Source organism: Rhodococcoides fascians A25f, from assembly GCF_000760935.2.
Taxonomy (GTDB): Bacteria; Actinomycetota; Actinomycetes; order Mycobacteriales; family Mycobacteriaceae; genus Rhodococcoides.
Genome location: NZ_CP049744.1, coordinates 3,542,538 through 3,560,108 on the forward strand (window position 1 = coordinate 3,542,538; position 17,571 = coordinate 3,560,108).

Sequence of the window (17,571 nt, forward strand, 5' to 3'; positions counted from 1 at the left end):
GCCGCGCTGAGGCTGACGGCGACATCACATCGGATTGAGGGCATCGACTTCGGCCGGCAATAGGCCTGTGCCCTTCCTTGTGCGCGCGTTCGAACACGAGGAAGGCCAGTCCCCTGAGCAAGATAGTCATCGACCAAGAATCCGAGACCGGCGACACGACGTTGTCGGCGCAACTGGACGACACCCACGTACCTCCCACGTTCGCGGAACTGAACGTCGACGCGGCCATCGTTCGCGCTCTCTCCGAGATGGGAATCGAGCGCACCTTCGCTATCCAGGAGCTGACGCTGCCGCTCGCCATCGCGGGTGACGACCTCATCGGTCAGGCACGTACCGGCATGGGCAAGACGTTCGGCTTCGGTGTTCCACTTCTGCACCGGCTCGCCACGGACAACTCCGGCACCACTCCGCTCGACGGCACTCCGCGTGCCCTGATCATCGTGCCGACCCGTGAACTGTGCGTCCAGGTCAGCTCCGATCTCGAGAACGCCTCCAAGTACCTCAGCGGTGCCAACGGACCCGTCAAGGTGCTCTCCATCTACGGTGGCCGCCCGTACGAGGCTCAGATCAGCGCGCTGCAGAACGGGGTCGACGTCGTCGTCGGAACTCCCGGCCGTCTGCTCGACCTCGCCAAGCAGAACCACCTGATTCTGGGCAAGGTCGGCGTGCTCGTTCTCGACGAAGCCGACGAGATGCTCGACCTCGGGTTCCTTCCCGACATCGAACGCATCCTCGGCATGGTGCCCGACAAGCGTCAAACGATGCTGTTCTCTGCCACGATGCCCGGCCCGATCATCACGCTGGCGCGCACCTTCCTGACGCAGCCGACGCACATCCGGGCCGAGGAAGCGGAGTCCTCCGCCGTCCACGACCGCACCGCCCAGCACGTGTACCGGGCGCACGCACTCGACAAGGTCGAGATGGTGGCCAAAGTCCTCAAGGCCGAGGGCCGCGGCGCGACGATGGTGTTCACTCGCACCAAGCGCACGGCTCAGAAGGTCGCCGACGAGCTGTCCGAGCGTGGCTACTCGGTCGGTGCCGTGCACGGTGACCTCGGTCAGGTCCAACGCGAGAAGGCTCTCAAGGCGTTCCGCACCGGAAAGATCGACGTCCTGGTGGCCACCGATGTCGCAGCACGCGGTATCGACATCGACGACGTCACCCATGTCATCAACTACCAGTGCCCCGAGGACGAGAAGACCTATGTGCACCGCATCGGTCGCACCGGCCGTGCCGGACGCACCGGCATCGCCGTCACCCTGGTCGACTGGGACGACATCCCCCGCTGGCAGCTGATCGACAAGGCGCTCGATCTCGGTATGCCGGATCCGGTCGAGACCTATTCGAGCTCGCCGCACCTGTTCACCGACCTCGGTATCGCCACGGACGCCACCGGCACTGTGCGCAAGGCACCCTCGCGCGCCCCGGAGAAGGCGGAGGAAGACGGCGAGACCGACGCGGCAGCGCCGGCCGCGGACGCGTCGTCGGCAGCGACCAAGCCCCGCCGCTCGCGCAGTCGCCGTCGCACTCGTGCAGGGCAGGGCGGCGACACCGCAGGCTCCGCCGCGGCGTCGAACGATTCCCCATCTGCCGCGACTTCGGTTGGCGAACAGTCGGATACGACCGACACGGCGTCCGCCGACACGGCCACGAAGACTGCCCCGCGCCGCCGCAGGCGCCGTCGCTCCAGTGGATCCTCGGCCGATGCCGGACCGTCGACTGCGAGCGCTTCGGAGTAGTCTCCCGTCGTGCTGGCTCCAGAACGTCGGACGAGAACCGACCTCGTCGTCGCCGCCGTCATCGCAGTTGTGGTGGTCGTGGCCGCGAGCATCGCCTGGTTGACCGGCGATGCCCGCGGCACCACGTCGATTTCCGCCGCGGAGCCGCTGCCTCAGCCCGAGCCGGCAGCGTCGGTGCCCACAGCTCTCACCGAACTGTGGCGTGCGCCGAGCGCAGCAACGGATCCCGCGCGTACCCCGGCTCCCGTCGTCGCCGGATCCACGGTGGTGACCGCCGATGGTGGCTCCGTCGTCGGCCGTGATCCGCGGTCGGGCGAGCAGTCCTGGTCCTACACACGCGATCTCCCGCTGTGCTCGGTGGTCGCAGCATGGAACACGGCAGTCGCGGTCTACCGCGACGATCGCGGTTGCTCCCAGGTGACCGAACTCGACGGATCCACCGGGCAGCGCAAGGCACAACGCACGTCCGACGCCGACGATGCGGTTCGCCTGTCGTCCGACGGCACTTATGTGACGTCGAGGGGCAACACCCGCATGGAGTTGTGGCGATCGGACATGGTGCGCACCCTCGAGTACGGTCGAGTGGATGCTCCGGTCAATCCTGGTAGTCAGCCGAGAACCGGGTGCACCCTGCTGTCCTCGGCGTCGACGAACTCGCGGACGGCCGTGCTGGAGCAGTGCCCGGGCGAGGCTGCTGCGCGCTTGTCTCTGATCAACCCTGCTCCCAAGGACGCGAGTGAACCCGAAGAGTACGGGTCGACGGTGGTGCCCGAACTCGTTCCCGGGCCCGACTCCCCTACGGCCGGACGCGTCATTGCCGTCACCGGAAGCGTTGTCGCGCTGTACATTCCAGCCGAGAACGGCGCGCCCGATCGGATCGGACTCTACGACAACACGGCTTCGCGGATATCCGAATTCGACCTCGCTTCCACCCTGTCCCCCGAGCAGGACTCACCGAATTCGCCTGCGACGAAGGCAGGCTCGGTGTTCACCTGGTTCACCGGTGCCGGGGTGCAGGCGCTCGATTCCACCGGCCTGTCCCCCGTGTGGTCCATCCCCGGAGCCCTCGGAAGCGGAGCCGTCATGGCCGGCCGGCTTCTCGTCCCCGTGCCCGACGGTATTGCGGTGGTCGATCTCACCACCGGCGTGTCGATCGACGAGATACCCGTGGACCGAGGCGACTACATCGGCCCGGTGCAGACGTCGGTCATCGGCGATGTGATCGTCGAGCAGCGCGGTGACGACGTGGTCGCTCTGGGCTGATCAGGCCGTCGTTCGCCCGGTTCTACACAGCCGGATCGTAAGTCTTCAGCTCGGCTCCGTCGTTCCAGTGCGCCAGCAGGTTCTCGGCAAGTTCTCGATACGCCTGCGCGCCCTTGTTCTTTCGCCCCGACAGTACCGTCGCGCCCGATGCGCTGGCCTCGGCGAAGCGAACGGTCCGCGGGATCGGCGGCGCGAGGACCGGGAGCGAATATCGATCGGAGACATCGCCGAGCACGTCCCTGCTGTGGGTGGTTCGAGCATCGAACAAGGTGGGGAGCGCACCGAGCAGCGTCAGGTCGGGGTTGGTGATCTGCTGCACCTCGGACACCGTTCGCAAGAGCTGCCCCACTCCCCGATGGGCGAGGGTTTCGCACTGCAGAGGTACCAACACCGACTGCGCGGCGGTGAGCCCGTTGAGGGTCAGTACCCCCAGTGACGGCGGGCAATCGATGACGACGACATCGAAGTCGTCGAGTATGGGAGCGAGCGCGCGCTTGAGTGCGAATTCGCGACCCGCCCGCATCAGCAGGAGAGCTTCGGCACCGGCGAGATCGATCGTGGCCGGCAACAGGACGATTCCTTCCGCCGTTTCGATCAGCACGTCCTCCACCTTGGCGTCCCCGGTCAAAACCTCGTGCACGGAGGAATCGAGCTTGTCGGGGTTGTGCCCCAGAGAGAACGTCAGGCAACCCTGCGGGTCGAGGTCGACCACCAGGACGCGTCGGTCGAGCGCGTGCAGCGCTGCTGCGAGCGAGGCCACCGTGGTGGTCTTGGCCACGCCGCCCTTCTGATTCGCTACCGCAAGAATTGTCGTCACGGCTTTGATCCTTGCTTACATTCTGCGGATGAGCGAGAGTTCGGCACCTCTCGGCCGCGTCAGTGCAGGACGATCGGTGCCGCCGCCCCCTCGCTCACGTGCTTGGTTCGGGGCAGGAAGAACGCGGGAACGAACGTGGCGACAATGAGAACCAAGGCAACCATGAAGGTGGTACCGAAGGCTCTGGCCGAGATGTCGAACGCATCGGCCTGGTTGGTAGCGGTCAGTGCGGGCTTCTGCTGAGCTGTCAGCACCACCGACATCAGGGCGGTACCGATCGAGCCGGCGGCCTGCTGAACGATGTTCATCAAAGTGGAGCCGCGAGCGACGGTTTCGTCGGTCAGTGTCTGCAGGGCCGCCGTCATGATCGGCATCATCGTCGATCCGAGGCCGAGGCCCATCACGAACAGGGCACCGATCAGCAGCGTGTAGGACGTGCTGGTGCCCACCTGCGTGAACACCGCCATACCCGCGGTGATGAGCACCATGCCCACGAGCACGATTCTGCCGGGGCCGGTCTTGTCGGCGATCACCCCCGCGATCGGCATCGCGATCATCGCGCCGATACCCTGCGGGGCGAGCAGGAGCCCAGCCGACAGAGTCGATTCGCCGCGCAACAGGAAGTAACTGGGGAACAGCAGGCCCGCGCCCATGAAGGCCACCATGAACAGCGTCGTGGTGATGACGGCTACGGACAGCGATCGGTTCTTGAACAGTCGCAAGTCGATCAGCGGGTGCTCCACACGGAGCGCGTGGAAGACGAACAGGACGATCAACACCAGGCCGACGAGAACCGGCGCCAGCACCTTCACGGCAAGGACGGTTTCGGTTTCGACGACCGAGGACGCGCCGTAGAGAAACAGTGCCAGACCGGGCGAGAGCATCAGCATGCCGCGGAAGTCGAAGGATTCGGACGGAGTCGGGTTGTCCTTGGGGAAGATGGCCACAGCGGCAACAAGCGCAACGATGCCGATCGGCAGGTTGATCAGGAAGATCCAGTGCCAGCTCGCTGCCTCGATCAGCCAGCCGCCCAGAATGGGGCCTGCGATGGGCCCGATGAGCATGGGAACACCCAGCACGGCCATCACTCGGCCGATGCGCTCGGGACCGGCAGCGCGGGTCATGATCGTCATGCCCAGCGGCATCAGCATGCCGCCCCCGAGCCCTTGCAACACTCGGAACACGATGAGCGAGGTGATGTCCCAGGCGAAGCTGCACAGCACCGAACCGAGCACGAACAGCACGAGCGCGGTGATGTAGAGCCGTTTGGTTCCGAAACGGTCGGCGGCCCACCCGGTCAGGGGTATGACGGTTGCCAGCGCGAGCGTGTAGCCCGTCATCGTCCACGCGGCGTTGGCGTATGTCGTGTCGAACACGTCGGTGAATGTCCGGAGCGCGACGCTGACGACGGTGACGTCGAGGATGGACATGATCGCGCCGAGTACCACGACGCCGGCAATTTTCAACAGCGCTCCGTCGAGCTTCGCCGGTGCGTCGGTCGCCGCGGGCTTGGTCAGGTCGGTCATGGTTCTCCAGATCGGTGATCGAAAGCTACGAGGCGTTCCGAGGCCGCGAAGGGCTCGGAGCCGAGGCGCACGGCGGCGAAGATTCAAGTGAGGGTAACCGGCCGGTAGGTCTGTGCTCAATGGAATTTTCGGACACATATCCGGGGCGACTATGACGAAGGCCACATCGCGGTTGCAGGCATGATCGTCTCCATGACCACACACGGCGGCGTCGAGGCCGGCAGAGTTGTCCTCCTACGGCACGGGGAGACCGAATGGGCCCTGGCCGGCAAACACACCGGAAGTACCGACGTCCCTCTCACGAGCGTCGGCGAGCAACAGGCTGTCGACGCCGGCTCACTGTTGCAGCTGTTGAAGTTGCGCGATCCGCTGGTGATCTCGAGTCCGCGGGAGCGCGCCCGTAGAACCGCGGAACTGGCGGGCCTGAAGATCGACCGAACGTGGGATGCGTTGTCGGAGTGGGACTATGGAGACTACGAGGGCATCACGTCGACGCAGATCCACGAGACGGTTCCGCACTGGACCGTGTGGACGCACCCGTGCCCCGGTGGTGAGTCGATCGGTGACATCGCGGTGCGGGTGGAGCTGGTGCTCTCGGTCGTCCTACCGCTGCTCACCGACCGTGACGTCGTGTTGGTCGGTCACGGCCACTTCTCCCGCGCGCTCATCGCCGGCTGGACCGAGGCTCCGATCACCGAGGGCAAACGGTTCGCGCTCTCGCCTGCCGCGTACTCGCTACTCGGGTTCGAGCATTCGTTCCGCCAGCTCGTCGCGCACAACGTGCATCCCTCGATTCTGACCGCAGCGTCCGCTCGAAAGGAAGACCGCCGATGATCCGCCGCGCCACCGAGGCCGATGTTCCCGCCATCACCGGTTTGGTCCACGAGCTCGCTGCGTACGAGAAGTCGTCGTCACTGTGCACCGTTCGAGACGAGCACCTTCGTCGTGCGCTGTTCGGTGCCCAGCCGTCGGTGTTCGCGCACGTCGCCGAGCAGGAGGGGGCGGTGGTGGGGTGCGCACTCTGGTTCCTGAACTTCTCCACGTGGGACGGCGTCAACGGTATTTATCTCGAGGACCTCTACGTGCAGCCCGCTGCGCGAGGAGGAGGCTTCGGAAGAGGATTGCTCGCCGCGTTGGCCGCCGAGTGCGTCGCCCACGACTACACGCGGTTGACCTGGTCGGTTCTGGACTGGAACACCCCGTCGATCGGCTTCTACCGATCGTTGGGTGCGCAGCCGCAGGACGAGTGGACCACGTTCCGGTTGACCGAGGACGCGTTGGCCGAGTTGGCCGCGACGGCGCGGTGACGGTTCGGTTCAGCCGAGCTCGTCGTCGACGTCGCTGTATTCGGCTGCCATCCACCGCGACGAGGGCGGGCTGAACAGCAGAACGAGCACTCCGATCACCACGATGCCGAGAACGACGCCGTAGACGGTCTGGTGCGACCCGGTCAACAGCGACCAGACGACGGGCAGCAGGAGCAGCTGCACAACGGTGGCAATGGCCCTGCCCCAGCGTTTGCCGAGGATGAGTGCGACGCCCGCAGCCCCGACTCCGACACCGAGGACTCCGAACCACCCGGCGGTGCCGTAGCCATTGGCGACCGCGTTGTCTCCTTCGCCGGAGACCGCCCGAACGAGTAGAACGAACGCGGCAATCAACGAGGCCGCGCCCTGTGCTGCGACGAGGACCCCGGCGGATCGGAAGGTGGCCGGCGGACCGATGTTCTCGGGTGTTGAGGTGGGCACGCGACCAGCCTAGGACCCGGGAGTGGAGCCTGCGGAACGACCCACTCGAGGCGGGAGTGGGGCCTGCGGAACGACCCAGGAACTGGGCAAGTGGAGCCTGCGGAACCGCCCCGATAGTGTTGGATCTCGTGCGTGCGCTGTTGATCGTCAACCCCAATGCGACTTCTACGACGGCTGCGGCTCGGGATCTGCTGGCCCATGCGTTGTCGAGTCGTGTTCGAGTCACTGTTGCGCAGACGACTCATCGTGACCATGCGTCGGAACTCGCGCGCAGTGCCCGTGAGGACGGCATGGGTCTGGTGATCGTTCACGGTGGTGACGGGACGGTCAACGAGGTGATCAACGGTTTGCTCGGGGTGCCGTTACCGACGTCGATGCAGGCGGTGACGATCGGTGCCATTCCGCCGATCGCCGTCGTTCCCGGCGGCAGTGCAAACGTGTTCGCGCGATCACTCGGCATCGCGGCAGATCCGGTGGCGGCGACCAATCAGTTGATCGGCCTGCTCGATGCGCGAGCTCGGCGAACGATCGGGTTGGGTCATTGTGACAATCGCTGGTTCACGTTCAATGCGGGTATGGGTCTGGATGCCGATGTGTGCCGGGCGATCGACGCCGGACGCAAGGACGGCAAGCCGGTGTCCGCGACGCGGTATCTGCGGTCGGCTGTACAGGAATTCTTCAAGCACAAGCGTCGGCCGGCGCGGTTGACGGTGGAGGTTCCCGGGCAGGAGCCCTTCGAAGGTGTGCACTACGCGTTCGTGTCGAATTCGAGTCCGTGGACCTATCTGAACGAGCGGCCTGTGCACACCAATCCCGGCACGGGTTTCGATTCGGGTCTCGGTGTGTTCGGGATGCGTTCGACTGCCCTGTTCCCTACGCTTCGGGTGTCGCGACAGTTGTTGGCCAAGGGCGCAGAACCCAAGTCGCGCAAGCTGATTCGAATCGACGACGTTCCCAGTGTCCGCATTTCTTCCACCGAGCCGGTGGGGTTGCAAATGGATGGGGACTACTTGGGCGAACGTACCGAAGCCGAGTTCTTCGCCACTCCCGATGCGCTGGAAGTTGTCGCTCCGACCAGGTGATACGCGGTCGTTCCTCGTGCACAGGGATGCCAGGAGGGCAGTTTCCTGCGAAAAAACGAGCGAAATCCGGCAGCTCAGGGTACAAAGGAGCGCAGAAGGCTAAAGCGAGCCTAACAGAGTGAGCTTGACCACGGTCACGCGCGTATCCCTTGACTTCACCTGAGTTCGTGAAAGCATTCACAAGCAACAGTGCGGAAACATTGGTTACCCACTCGTGAACAGAAGAGAAACGAAACGGCGCTTCGGCGCCCGGTAAGGAGCAGAGGATGGACTGGCGCCACAAGGCAATTTGTCGCGATGAAGATCCGGAACTATTTTTCCCGGTGGGAAACAGTGGCCCGGCGCTCGCGCAGATCGCCGATGCCAAAGTCGTCTGTACTCGGTGCCCCGTCACCGCTGAATGCCTGTCCTGGGCACTCGAATCCGGCCAGGACGCAGGAGTATGGGGCGCAATGAGTGAAGACGAGCGCCGTGCACTCAAGCGACGCAACGCACGTACGCGCGCACGCAGCTCCGTCTAGGACGCACACGCAGCAACCCGGAGGGCCCGGTACCCGCGCAAGCGGATACCGGGCCTTTTGCATGCCACGGGCCACCGACCGCGTAACGCAATGTTCACCGACGAGGCGTCAGGCACGCGGTGCGCGACGCCCCAGAGGGACTCTCAGCATCGCGTCGGTTCCGCCACCCGATGCCGGATGCAGGCCGAGCGAACCGTTCAACTCGACCGAGACCAGAGTGCGCACGATCTGCAGTCCGAGACCGTCCGAGCGTTCGAGGGAGAACCCGGTGGGCAGCCCGCGCCCATCGTCGTGGATGACGACGTCCAACCATTTCGCGGAGCGATCGGCGCTGATTCTCACCACTCCGGCAGATCCGGCGTCGAAACCGTGCTCCATCGCGTTCTGTACCAATTCGGTCAGCACCATCACCAGCGGTGTTGCACGCTCTGCCGAGAAGACTCCGAGCTTGCCTTCTCGTGCCACCCGGACCCGAGGATTGACTGTCGCGATGTCGAGCATTATCGGCACCAAGCGGTCGACGATCTCGTCGAGGTCGACCTCTTCGTCCACCGACATCGACAACATTTCGTGAACCACGGCAATGGACGTCACCCGACGGACCGATTCCGCCAGCGCTGTACGTGCTTCCTCGTTCTCCAGGCGACGGGACTGCAGCCGGAGCAGGGCCGCGACGGTCTGCAGGTTGTTCTTCACCCGATGATGGATCTCCCGGATGGTCGCGTCCTTGCTGAGCAGGGCGCGATCGCGTCGTTTCACCTCGGTGACATCACGGACGAGCACCGCAGCACCTGCCGACCGCCCACGGGGCTGGAGCGCGAGGGTGCGCACGAGAACGGTGGCCCCGCGAGCATCGACCTCCATTCGATGGCCCACGTTGCCACTGAGGGACGACCGAATGTGGTCGGCAACCTCTTGTGAGTCGAACGGATCGGTGACCAGCGATCGAGTGACCGACGCGAGATCTCGGCCGGACAGTTCCGTCGTCAGTCCCATCCGGTGGTAGGCCGACAGCGCGTTGGGGCTCGCGTAGTCCACCCGGCCCTCGGTATCCACGCGAATGAAGCCGTCGCCTGCTCGGGGAGACGAGTTCACGTCGGTGCGCTCCTCCGGTGTGGGAAACGTTCCTTCGCTGATCATCAGACACAGATCGTCGGCGCATTCACGGTAGGCCACCTCGAGCGCACTGGGCGGTCGAAGCTGAGCCGGGTTGGTGTCACGCGTGAGCACCGCGATCACGTGCTCGCCGCAGCGCACCGGAATGCTCTCGCTTCGCGTCAGGACGCCGCCCTGGACGATCTCACGTTGCTGCAGAGCGACCATCACATCCGGATGCTCGGACTCGGAAATCGTGGTGCCCACGATGTCGTGTGTGAACACCGTCGGCGCAGTGGTCGGCCGACACTGGGCAACACACAGCACGTCGGCGGTTCCGATGGACACGTCGTCGGTACCGACCCACAACAACACGTCCGCGAACGAGAGGTCGGCCAACAGCTGCCACTCCCCCACAACACGTTGCAGGTGGTCGACCGCAACGCCCGGGAGGTCGGTGTGCTCGGCCAACAGGTCACTGAGGGTCGACACGAGATATCGGTCGGCCGTGACTCAGGACACGACGGCGATGAGGTCGCCCTGTTGAATGACGTCGCCGACGGCCACATCCACGGACGTGACCGTGCCTGCCGTCTCGGCCAGCACCGGAATTTCCATCTTCATCGACTCCAGGATGACCAGGGTGTCACCCACCTCGACCGCGTCACCTCGAGCCACGACCACCTGAAACACCGTGGACACCATCTCCGCGCGAACGTCCTCGGACATCGGCGAACCCCTCTCTCACGTCACCACGAACCGCGCTGGACACCCACCGGAGACCAGGCCCGTCACAGTAAGCCAATCACACGTGGGAGACTGTACTGAACAAACGAGAGGAGCCCATCATGGGAAAGCGTGGACGTAAGAAACGTGCTCGTAAGGGCAACAAGGCCAACCACGGCAAACGTCCGAACAGCTGACGGTTTGCCACAAGCCGCGAGGGGCCGAGAAGCAGATGCTTCTCGGCCCCTCGTCGTTCGGTGGGTCGTCGTTCGACCCGTCTTCGGCTACTCGGAGTCGACCTGCCGAGTGAGCACGGTCCGGCGGATCTCGATGCTCAGCCGTTCACGGAGACCGGCCGGTGCCTGGTCCCCTCCACACTTGCGTGAGATCAGCCGCTTGACCTTCTCTTCGATTCCGTAGGCCTCGAAGCACGACCCACACTCGTCGATGTGCTTCTGCAGGCGCGTTCGGCTGGCCTCGTCGCACTCGTTGTCGAGCATGATCCACACGTCCGCGATGACTGCCGAGCAGTCGAGTCGCTCGAACTGCTCGTCTCCGTCGGTGTTGCCGGTGCCCGTCACTGGACTACCTCCTGCTCGTGCCGGTCGACTGCGCCGTCCCGGTTGAATCCACGCTCGCGTGCCACATCGGCCAGCAGTCCTCGGAGTTGTTTGCGTCCGCGATGCAGACGCGACATCACCGTTCCGATGGGCGTTCCCATGATCTCGGCGATCTCCTTGTACGGAAAGCCCTCGACATCGGCGTAGTAGACGGCCATTCGAAACTCTTCGGGAAGGGACTGCAACGCCGCTTTGATGTCGTCGTCCGGCAACGCGTCCAGCGCCTCCACCTCGGCGGAGCGCAGTCCTGTCGACGTGTGCTCGGCGGTCGCAGCGAGCTGCCAGTCGCTGATCTCGTCGGTGGGGTACTGAGCGGGCTGACGCTGCTTCTTGCGGTAGGAGTTGATGTAGGTGTTGGTGAGGATCCGGTACAGCCAGGCCTTCAGGTTTGTGCCCTCACGAAACGACCGGAAAGCCGAGTAGGCCTTCACGAACGTCTCCTGAACCAGGTCCTCGGCGTCGGCGGGGTTGCGCGTCATCCGCAAGGCCGCGCCGTAGAGCTGATCGAGCATCGGCAGCGCGTCGCGCTCGAAGCGCTCGGTCAACTGCACTCCGGTCTCGGCTGCCCTCTGCTCCGCGATCGCCTTCTCGTCGTCTACTGCAGCGACGGGATTGCTGGCTTCTGTCACGCTGATCCCTTCGATAGCTTCCACCGCCCAGGCTACCGCGCCCGAAGTCGACTTCTGCGAAGAGATCACCCCCTTCAGCACGAGGGGACGTCCCGCGGTCAGCACTGCCATTCGTCTTTCCTTCCGCCTGCATCCGTATCTGTGGTTACACAACACAGGTCGGCACCGCCATGTTCCCGGGCTGGAACTAGAGTTCAGCGGATGGCTGCGTCGACCCCCGCTCTTGCGCTGCTCACGGCACGCAAGGTGGCGCACACCGTGCATTCCTACGACCACGATCCGCAGGCGCAGTCCTACGGCGAGGAGGCGGCGCAGGTACTCGTCGACCGACTCGGGGTTCGACCCGAACAAGTCTTCAAGACCCTGATCGTCGAACGTGCGGACCGATCGCTCGCCGTCGCGATCGTCCCCGTCACGACGATGCTCTCACTCAAGGCCGCGGCGACCGCCCTGGCCACCAGAAAGATCGCAATGGCCGCCAGGGCTGCCGCCGAACGTTCCTCCGGCTACGTCTTCGGTGGAATATCACCTCTCGGCCAACGCAAGTCCCTCCCCACAGCCATCGACGACTCCGCTCTGAAGTTCGAGACGATTCTGTGCAGCGCAGGCCGCCGTGGCCTGGAAATCGAACTCGCCCCGGCCGACCTCGTCCGGCTCACCCGCGCGACAACCGCTCCCATCGCCGCGCGCTGATCGCGAATGAGCGAAGATGGACGCGTGAGCAATTGGACAGCACCCGCCGCGGCCGCACCCGTCGATGCAACAGTCACACTGCCCGGATCGAAATCCATCACCAATCGCGCACTGATCATCGCTGCCCTCGCGTCCGGCCCGTCGACGATCGTCGGTGCCCTCCGCAGCCGTGACACCGACCTCATGATCGACGCTCTGACGACTCTGGGAATCGACATCACCGCCGCAGACGACGACAGGACGACACTGCGAGTCACTCCGGCACCGCTGCACGGCGGATCGGTGGAGTGCGGGCTGGCAGGTACCGTCATGCGCTTCGTGCCGCCTCTCGCTGCACTCGCCGACGGCGAAGTATCCTTCGACGGCGACGAGCAAGCACGCATCCGCCCTCTCGACACGATCCTCGACGCACTGCGCGCCGTGGGTGCCGAGATCGAGGGCAGTGCGCTTCCGTTCACGATGAGCGGTACGGGCTCGCTGCGAGGCGGGGCCGTCGAGATCGACGCCTCGGGATCCTCGCAGTTCGTCTCCGGTCTGATGCTCTCGGCGGCGGCGTTCGACGAGGGAATCGAGATCCACCACACCGGTAAGCCCGTTCCGTCCATGCCGCACATCGACATGACCGTGGAGATGCTGAGGCGAGCCGGAGTACGTGTGGACACTCCCGAAACCGGTGGCGACGCGAACACCTGGCGTGTGTACCCGGGTCCGATCACACCGATCGAGTGGATCATCGAGCCGGATCTGTCCAATGCCACCCCGTTCCTGGCCGCCGCAGCCGTCACGAGAGGCAGAGTGCGCGTGCCGAATTGGCCACAGTCGACCACCCAGCCCGGTGACGCGATTCGCGAGATCCTCGCGCTGATGGGCGCTCGGGTCGATCTGACTGCGGGCACCCTGACGGTCGAGGGTCCGGATACGTTGCGCGGCATAGACTTCGATCTCCACGACGTCGGCGAGCTGACACCGACGGTCGCGGCGCTCGCAGCCCTGGCCGAGGGACCGTCGATTCTCCGCGGCATCGCCCACCTGCGTGGTCACGAGACCGACCGACTCGCGGCGCTCACCACCGAAATCGTCCGGCTCGGTGGGCGTGCGGTGGAAACCGACGACGGCATCAGGATCGATCCGGTACCGCTGCACGGCGGCAGCTGGCGCGCCTACGCCGACCACCGGATGGCCACGGCCGGCGCCATCGTCGGATTGCGCGTCCCCGGCGTCGAGGTCGACGACATCGGCACCACCGCCAAGACCCTTCCGGGCTTCGAGAAGCTCTGGGACGCAATGTTGTCCACCACCACATCGAGCGAGGTCGGCTCCTGACCGCCCGTCGATACGACGAATCCGACGTCCGCATTCGACCGGGTAAGAGTTCTCGCCCACGCACCAAGACGCGACCCGAACACAACGACGCCGAAGCAGGAATGGTCGTCTCGGTCGACCGAGGCCGATGGGGCTGTGTGCTCGGCGGTGACCCGACTCGACCGGTCGTGACGATGCGCGCCCGCGAGCTGGGCCGGACCCCGATCGTGGTGGGCGACGAAGTCGACATAGTGGGAGACCTGTCGGGCAAGGTCGACACCCTGGCTCGTATCGTGCGCGTGGCCGAGCGCCGCACGGTCCTGCGGCGCACCGCGGACGACACCGACCCGTTCGAGCGCGTCGTGGTGGCCAATGCAGACAGGTTGCTCATCGTGGCGGCACTCGCAGACCCGCCGCCGCGCACCGGTTTCGTCGAACGAGCTCTGGTCGCCGCGTACGTCGGTGGCCTCGAACCCGTGCTGTGCCTGACGAAGAGCGACTTGGCCGCCCCCGAGGAATTCACCGCCGCATTCGCCGATCTCGATGTCCCCGTGGTGTTGGCGGGTCAGTCCGAGGACCTCACCGAACTGACCGCGATGCTGACGAACGACGTGACCGCCCTCATCGGCCACTCGGGCGTCGGAAAATCCACTCTCGTCAACAGATTGGTGCCCGATGCCTATCGGGCCACCGGAGTGGTCTCGGGCGTCGGAAAAGGCCGTCACACCTCGACACAGTCGGTGGCGCTACCGCTGCCGGGCGGCGGCTGGGTGGTCGACACGCCGGGTATCCGATCGTTCGGACTCGCGCACATCTCCCCCGAGAACGTCGTCGCCGCGTTCTCCGATCTGGCCGACACGATCGAAGACTGCCCGCGCGGGTGCACCCACCTCGGCCCTCCGGCCGATCCCGAATGTGCCCTCGACTCGCTCACCGGGGACGCGGCACGACGCGTCGCTGCCGTTCGTCTACTTCTCGAAGCCGTTCGAACGAACGAAGCCTGGTAGACACCCGAGGGTCTCTACCAGGCTTCGCTACCGAATCGGCGTCGGTCAGGCTGCCTTGCCGACCAATTTGCGAATTCCCTTGCGCTTCTTGGTTTCCGCGATTGCCGTGCGCAGACCGCGACGCTTGCCGGTCTCCGGGTCGACGGTGAACAGGCCGGCTGGAGCATCGGCCCACTTGCGCTCCGACGCGGTCTCGGGAGCATCGTCGCTCGTTGCCTTCAAGTACTTGTTGGGCAGCGACAGCTTCGCGATGGTGCGCCACGAGAGGAAGTACTGGTGCACGATCGAACCGGTCGTGTACGGCAGGTCGTACTTCTCGGCGAGCTCGAGAACCCGAACCTTGATCTCCCGCAGTCGATTGCTGGGGAGGTCGGGGAACAGGTGGTGCTCGATCTGGTAGCACAGGTTGCCGCTCATGAACTCCATGACGGGACCGGCGTTGAAGTTCGCGCTGCCGAGCATCTGACGCAGGTACCACTGCCCCTGCGTCTCGCCTTCCATGTCGGACTTGGTGAACTTCTCCGCACCGTCGGGGAAGTGGCCGCAGAAAATGACGGTGTTGGTCCACACGTTGCGCATCATGTTGGCGACGATGTTCGCCGTCAACGTGCTCTTCCAGGCGGGACCGGTGAGCAATGGATGGAGGACGTAGTCCTTGCCGATCTGCTTGCCGACCTTCTCCAGTACTTCGCGCCGCTTCTGCTCGAATTCCTCGCGCGGCACTCGGCCCTTGGCCACCTTGCCCAGTTCGAGGTGCTGAAGCGCCACTCCGTACTCGAAGAACAACTGCAGCAGCAGGTTGTAGACGGGGTTGCCGATGTTGAAGGGCTTCCACCGCTGATCGCGGGTGACCCGGAGGAGGCCGTAGCCCACGTCGTCGTCCATACCCAACACGTTGGTGTACTTGTGGTGGATGTAGTTGTGCGTCTGCTTCCAGTGCGCCGACGGACCCGTGTTGTCCCACTCCCACGAGGTGGAGTGAATCTCCGGATCGTTCATCCAGTCCCACTGTCCGTGCATGACGTTGTGGCCGAGTTCCATGTTCTCGATGATCTTGGCGACCCCGAGCATGGCAGTTCCGACCAGCCACGCCGGACGGCGGCGGCTGGCGAACAGCACGGCCCTGCCGCCGATATCGAGGGAGCGCTGCAAGCGGATCGTGTTCTTGACGTACCGGGCGTCGCGTTCGCCGCGAGACGCCTCGATGTCCCGCCGAATCGCGTCGAGCTCGTGGCCCAGCGCTTCGATGTCAGCGTCGGTCAGATGCGCGTATTCTTTGACGTCCGTAATCGCCATGGGAAAAAACCTCCTGGCAGTCGTGAACACACAGCACGCATGTATGCGCTATGTGCAATTCCGTCACCTACCGTATCGTAACTTACGGTTCCGTAGGTTAGTGGCGGAAATCTGTGTGACGATTCACAACGAAACGCGGTCGCCCGAGCGGCGGAGAGCCTTGGCCTGACGCTTGGCTTCCTTCTTCGCGTTGCGCAAGCTCACCCGCGCCTCTTGCATGGCCGAACGCAGGCCTCGACGCTGCCCGGTGAGCGGATCGATCCGGAGCGCATGAACGGCGGGCGAATCGCCGACCCGCCAACGCCGCTCGGACGACGTCTCGGGAGCGTTGTCGGACGTGGCTCGCAACCACGAGTCGGGCAGCGACAGCTTGTGGATGGTCCGCAGCGCCAGCAGGTACTGCTTGCCGAGCGACCCTGTGGTGTACGGCAAGTCGTACTTCTCGCACAGCGCGTGCACCTTCTCGGCGATTTCCGAATACCTGTTGCTCGGCAGGTCCGGGAACATGTGGTGCTCGATCTGGTAGCAGAGGTTGCCGCTCATGAAAGCCATGGCCGGACCGGCTTCGAAGTTCGCACTGCCCAGCATCTGACGCAGGTACCACTCGGGGCGGGTCTCGGTCTCGAATTGACCGATCGTGAACTTCTCCGCACCGTCCGGGAAGTGACCACAGAAGATCACCGCGTACGCCCACAGATTCCGGACCAGGTTGGCGGTGGCGTTGGCGGTCAACGTGGACTTCCACGCCGGGCCGGACAGTGCCGGAAACAGGACGAAATCCTTACCGACCTGCTTGGCGATCTTGCGCGCGAATGCGCGGCTCGCCGGAGACTTCAGCAGACCTTTCTCGTCCTCGCCGTCCAGCTGCTTCTGAGCGTCGTAATCGTGCAGTGCGATGCCCCACTCGAAGGTGGTGGCCAGCACGATGTTGGCGAGCGGCTGAATGAGGTTGATCGGCTTCCACGGCTCGTCACGGGTCATGCGCAGGATGCCGAAGCCGATGTCGTCGTCCATGCCGACGATGTTGGTGTAGGTGTGGTGCGAGTAGTTGTGGGCGCGTTTCCACTGCTCCGACGGTCCGGTCTGATCCCACTCCCACGAGGTGGAATGAATCTCCGGATCGTTCATCCAATCCCACTGCCCGTGCATCACATTGTGGCCGAGCTCCATGTTCTCGATGATCTTCGCGACGCTGAGCATCGCAGTCCCGGCAAGCCATGCCGGTCGATATTTGCTACCGAGCAGCACTGCGCGCCCGCCGAGCTCGAGCAGACGCTGCACCCTGATGGTCCGACGGATGTAGGCCGCATCGCGCTCGCCGCGGCTGTCTTCGACGTCGCGGCGGATCGCATCCAGTTCACGACCGAACGCTTCCATGTCTTCTTCGCTCAGGTGCGCGAATTCTTTGATATCGGTGATGGCCACCGGGTCCTCCAACAGTTGAGTGCAGTGCCCGAAATATCGTGGTTCGGCATGGGCAACCTACGTAAGCGTAACCGAACAGCCT

General features: G+C 64.7%; 19 protein-coding genes. 10 read left to right on the forward strand and 9 right to left on the reverse strand.

Annotated features, from left to right (window positions below; translation table 11 throughout):
* Nucleotides 1–77 precede the first annotated feature (77 nt).
* Nucleotides 78–1,739 carry a DEAD/DEAH box helicase gene (locus BH93_RS16680; protein ID WP_032376915.1) on the forward strand — a complete coding sequence of 554 codons (1,662 nt, stop codon included), beginning with the start codon at nucleotides 78–80 and terminating at the stop codon, nucleotides 1,737–1,739.
* Nucleotides 1,740–1,748: 9 nt separating this feature from the next.
* Entirely contained in the window at nucleotides 1,749–3,002 is a 1,254-nt protein-coding gene (locus tag BH93_RS16685; RefSeq protein ID WP_037174161.1) for an Rv3212 family protein, read from the forward strand.
* A 22-nt stretch (nucleotides 3,003–3,024) separates the two neighbouring features.
* Here BH93_RS16685 and BH93_RS16690 read toward each other — a convergent pair whose 3' ends face one another.
* Together BH93_RS16690 and BH93_RS16695 are read right to left on the reverse strand one after the other, a co-directional pair.
* Nucleotides 3,025–3,819, reverse strand: a complete 795-nt coding sequence (locus tag BH93_RS16690) for a ParA family protein (RefSeq protein ID WP_032376913.1) — start codon at nucleotides 3,817–3,819, stop codon at nucleotides 3,025–3,027.
* Nucleotides 3,820–3,878: 59 nt separating this feature from the next.
* Complete coding sequence (locus tag BH93_RS16695; protein WP_080739052.1) at nucleotides 3,879–5,345, reverse strand: DHA2 family efflux MFS transporter permease subunit; 1,467 nt, start codon at nucleotides 5,343–5,345, stop codon at nucleotides 3,879–3,881.
* Between the two features lie 192 nt (nucleotides 5,346–5,537).
* On the opposite strand from BH93_RS16695, the gene BH93_RS16700 reads away from it, so the two are divergent.
* Both BH93_RS16700 and BH93_RS16705 read left to right on the forward strand, forming a co-directional pair.
* The gene (locus BH93_RS16700; protein WP_155290952.1) at nucleotides 5,538–6,179 is read left to right on the forward strand and encodes an acid phosphatase; all 642 of its coding nucleotides are present in this window, start codon (nucleotides 5,538–5,540) and stop codon (nucleotides 6,177–6,179) included.
* A complete protein-coding gene (locus BH93_RS16705) occupies nucleotides 6,176–6,652 on the forward strand; it encodes a GNAT family N-acetyltransferase (RefSeq protein ID WP_037174162.1) in 477 nt (158 codons plus the stop codon). Before BH93_RS16700 ends, BH93_RS16705 begins: the two co-directional genes overlap by 4 nt.
* Nucleotides 6,653–6,661: 9 nt before the next feature.
* Here the strand turns inward: BH93_RS16705 and BH93_RS16710 are convergent, their stop codons facing one another.
* On the reverse strand, nucleotides 6,662–7,093 hold the full coding sequence (locus BH93_RS16710) for a hypothetical protein (RefSeq protein WP_032376911.1): 432 nt from the start codon (nucleotides 7,091–7,093) through the stop codon (nucleotides 6,662–6,664).
* A 128-nt stretch (nucleotides 7,094–7,221) separates the two neighbouring features.
* Between BH93_RS16710 and BH93_RS16715 the strand changes: the two genes are divergently transcribed.
* A complete protein-coding gene (locus tag BH93_RS16715; RefSeq protein WP_037174471.1) occupies nucleotides 7,222–8,175 on the forward strand; it encodes a diacylglycerol/lipid kinase family protein in 954 nt (317 codons plus the stop codon).
* Between the two features lie 266 nt (nucleotides 8,176–8,441).
* Nucleotides 8,442–8,696 carry a WhiB family transcriptional regulator gene (locus tag BH93_RS16720; protein WP_032366305.1) on the forward strand — a complete coding sequence of 85 codons (255 nt, stop codon included), beginning with the start codon at nucleotides 8,442–8,444 and terminating at the stop codon, nucleotides 8,694–8,696.
* A 108-nt stretch (nucleotides 8,697–8,804) separates the two neighbouring features.
* On the opposite strand, the gene BH93_RS16725 is transcribed toward BH93_RS16720, so the two are convergent.
* Nucleotides 8,805–10,283, reverse strand: coding sequence for a sensor histidine kinase (locus BH93_RS16725; protein ID WP_037174163.1), 1,479 nt, complete (start codon nucleotides 10,281–10,283; stop codon nucleotides 8,805–8,807).
* Nucleotides 10,284–10,304: 21 nt separating this feature from the next.
* Nucleotides 10,305–10,520, reverse strand: a complete 216-nt coding sequence (locus BH93_RS16730; RefSeq protein ID WP_008717734.1) for a biotin/lipoyl-binding carrier protein — start codon at nucleotides 10,518–10,520, stop codon at nucleotides 10,305–10,307.
* 119 nt (nucleotides 10,521–10,639) lie between these two features.
* Here BH93_RS16730 and BH93_RS28290 point away from each other — a divergent pair, with 119 nt between their 5' ends.
* A complete protein-coding gene (locus BH93_RS28290) occupies nucleotides 10,640–10,714 on the forward strand; it encodes a 50S ribosomal protein bL37 (RefSeq protein WP_370878772.1) in 75 nt (24 codons plus the stop codon).
* A gap of 87 nt (nucleotides 10,715–10,801) precedes the next feature.
* On the opposite strand, the gene rsrA is transcribed toward BH93_RS28290, so the two are convergent.
* Together rsrA and BH93_RS16740 are read right to left on the reverse strand one after the other, a co-directional pair.
* Nucleotides 10,802–11,017 (reverse strand): mycothiol system anti-sigma-R factor, encoded by a 216-nt coding sequence (gene rsrA, locus BH93_RS16735; RefSeq protein ID WP_371832106.1) that lies wholly within the window; start codon nucleotides 11,015–11,017, stop codon nucleotides 10,802–10,804.
* Between the two features lie 77 nt (nucleotides 11,018–11,094).
* Nucleotides 11,095–11,877 carry a sigma-70 family RNA polymerase sigma factor gene (locus BH93_RS16740; RefSeq protein WP_155290953.1) on the reverse strand — a complete coding sequence of 261 codons (783 nt, stop codon included), beginning with the start codon at nucleotides 11,875–11,877 and terminating at the stop codon, nucleotides 11,095–11,097.
* A 90-nt stretch (nucleotides 11,878–11,967) separates the two neighbouring features.
* Here BH93_RS16740 and ybaK point away from each other — a divergent pair, with 90 nt between their 5' ends.
* The 3 genes from ybaK to rsgA are packed head-to-tail and all read left to right on the forward strand — an operon-like array spanning nucleotide 11,968 to nucleotide 14,768.
* Nucleotides 11,968–12,459 carry a Cys-tRNA(Pro) deacylase gene (ybaK, locus tag BH93_RS16745; RefSeq protein WP_037174165.1) on the forward strand — a complete coding sequence of 164 codons (492 nt, stop codon included), beginning with the start codon at nucleotides 11,968–11,970 and terminating at the stop codon, nucleotides 12,457–12,459.
* Between the two features lie 6 nt (nucleotides 12,460–12,465).
* Nucleotides 12,466–13,782 (forward strand): 3-phosphoshikimate 1-carboxyvinyltransferase, encoded by a 1,317-nt coding sequence (aroA, locus tag BH93_RS16750; protein WP_032376907.1) that lies wholly within the window; start codon nucleotides 12,466–12,468, stop codon nucleotides 13,780–13,782.
* Nucleotides 13,734–14,768, forward strand: coding sequence for a ribosome small subunit-dependent GTPase A (gene rsgA, locus BH93_RS16755; protein WP_196249118.1), 1,035 nt, complete (start codon nucleotides 13,734–13,736; stop codon nucleotides 14,766–14,768). Before aroA ends, rsgA begins: the two co-directional genes overlap by 49 nt.
* 45 nt (nucleotides 14,769–14,813) lie before the next feature.
* On the opposite strand, the gene BH93_RS16760 is transcribed toward rsgA, so the two are convergent.
* Nucleotides 14,814–16,064 (reverse strand): fatty acid desaturase family protein, encoded by a 1,251-nt coding sequence (locus tag BH93_RS16760; protein WP_032376905.1) that lies wholly within the window; start codon nucleotides 16,062–16,064, stop codon nucleotides 14,814–14,816.
* Between the two features lie 123 nt (nucleotides 16,065–16,187).
* A complete protein-coding gene (locus tag BH93_RS16765) occupies nucleotides 16,188–17,489 on the reverse strand; it encodes a fatty acid desaturase family protein (RefSeq protein ID WP_032378136.1) in 1,302 nt (433 codons plus the stop codon).
* Nucleotides 17,490–17,571: the final 82 nt, after the last annotated feature.

What these genes read in the sequence shown, in the direction of transcription:
- rsrA (WP_371832106.1), bottom strand. Translation starts at nt 11,017, where the DNA reads ATGCTCGACAACGAGTGCGACGAGGCCAGCCGAACGCGCCTGCAGAAG.
- BH93_RS16760 (WP_032376905.1), bottom strand. Translation starts at nt 16,064, where the DNA reads ATGGCGATTACGGACGTCAAAGAATACGCGCATCTGACCGACGCTGAC.
- BH93_RS16730 (WP_008717734.1), bottom strand. Translation starts at nt 10,520, where the DNA reads ATGTCCGAGGACGTTCGCGCGGAGATGGTGTCCACGGTGTTTCAGGTG.
- BH93_RS16740 (WP_155290953.1), bottom strand. Translation starts at nt 11,877, where the DNA reads ATGGCAGTGCTGACCGCGGGACGTCCCCTCGTGCTGAAGGGGGTGATC.
- BH93_RS16700 (WP_155290952.1), top strand. Translation starts at nt 5,538, where the DNA reads ATGACCACACACGGCGGCGTCGAGGCCGGCAGAGTTGTCCTCCTACGG.
- BH93_RS16705 (WP_037174162.1), top strand. Translation starts at nt 6,176, where the DNA reads ATGATCCGCCGCGCCACCGAGGCCGATGTTCCCGCCATCACCGGTTTG.
- aroA (WP_032376907.1), top strand. Translation starts at nt 12,466, where the DNA reads ATGAGCGAAGATGGACGCGTGAGCAATTGGACAGCACCCGCCGCGGCC.
- BH93_RS16720 (WP_032366305.1), top strand. Translation starts at nt 8,442, where the DNA reads ATGGACTGGCGCCACAAGGCAATTTGTCGCGATGAAGATCCGGAACTA.
- ybaK (WP_037174165.1), top strand. Translation starts at nt 11,968, where the DNA reads ATGGCTGCGTCGACCCCCGCTCTTGCGCTGCTCACGGCACGCAAGGTG.
- BH93_RS16695 (WP_080739052.1), bottom strand. Translation starts at nt 5,345, where the DNA reads ATGACCGACCTGACCAAGCCCGCGGCGACCGACGCACCGGCGAAGCTC.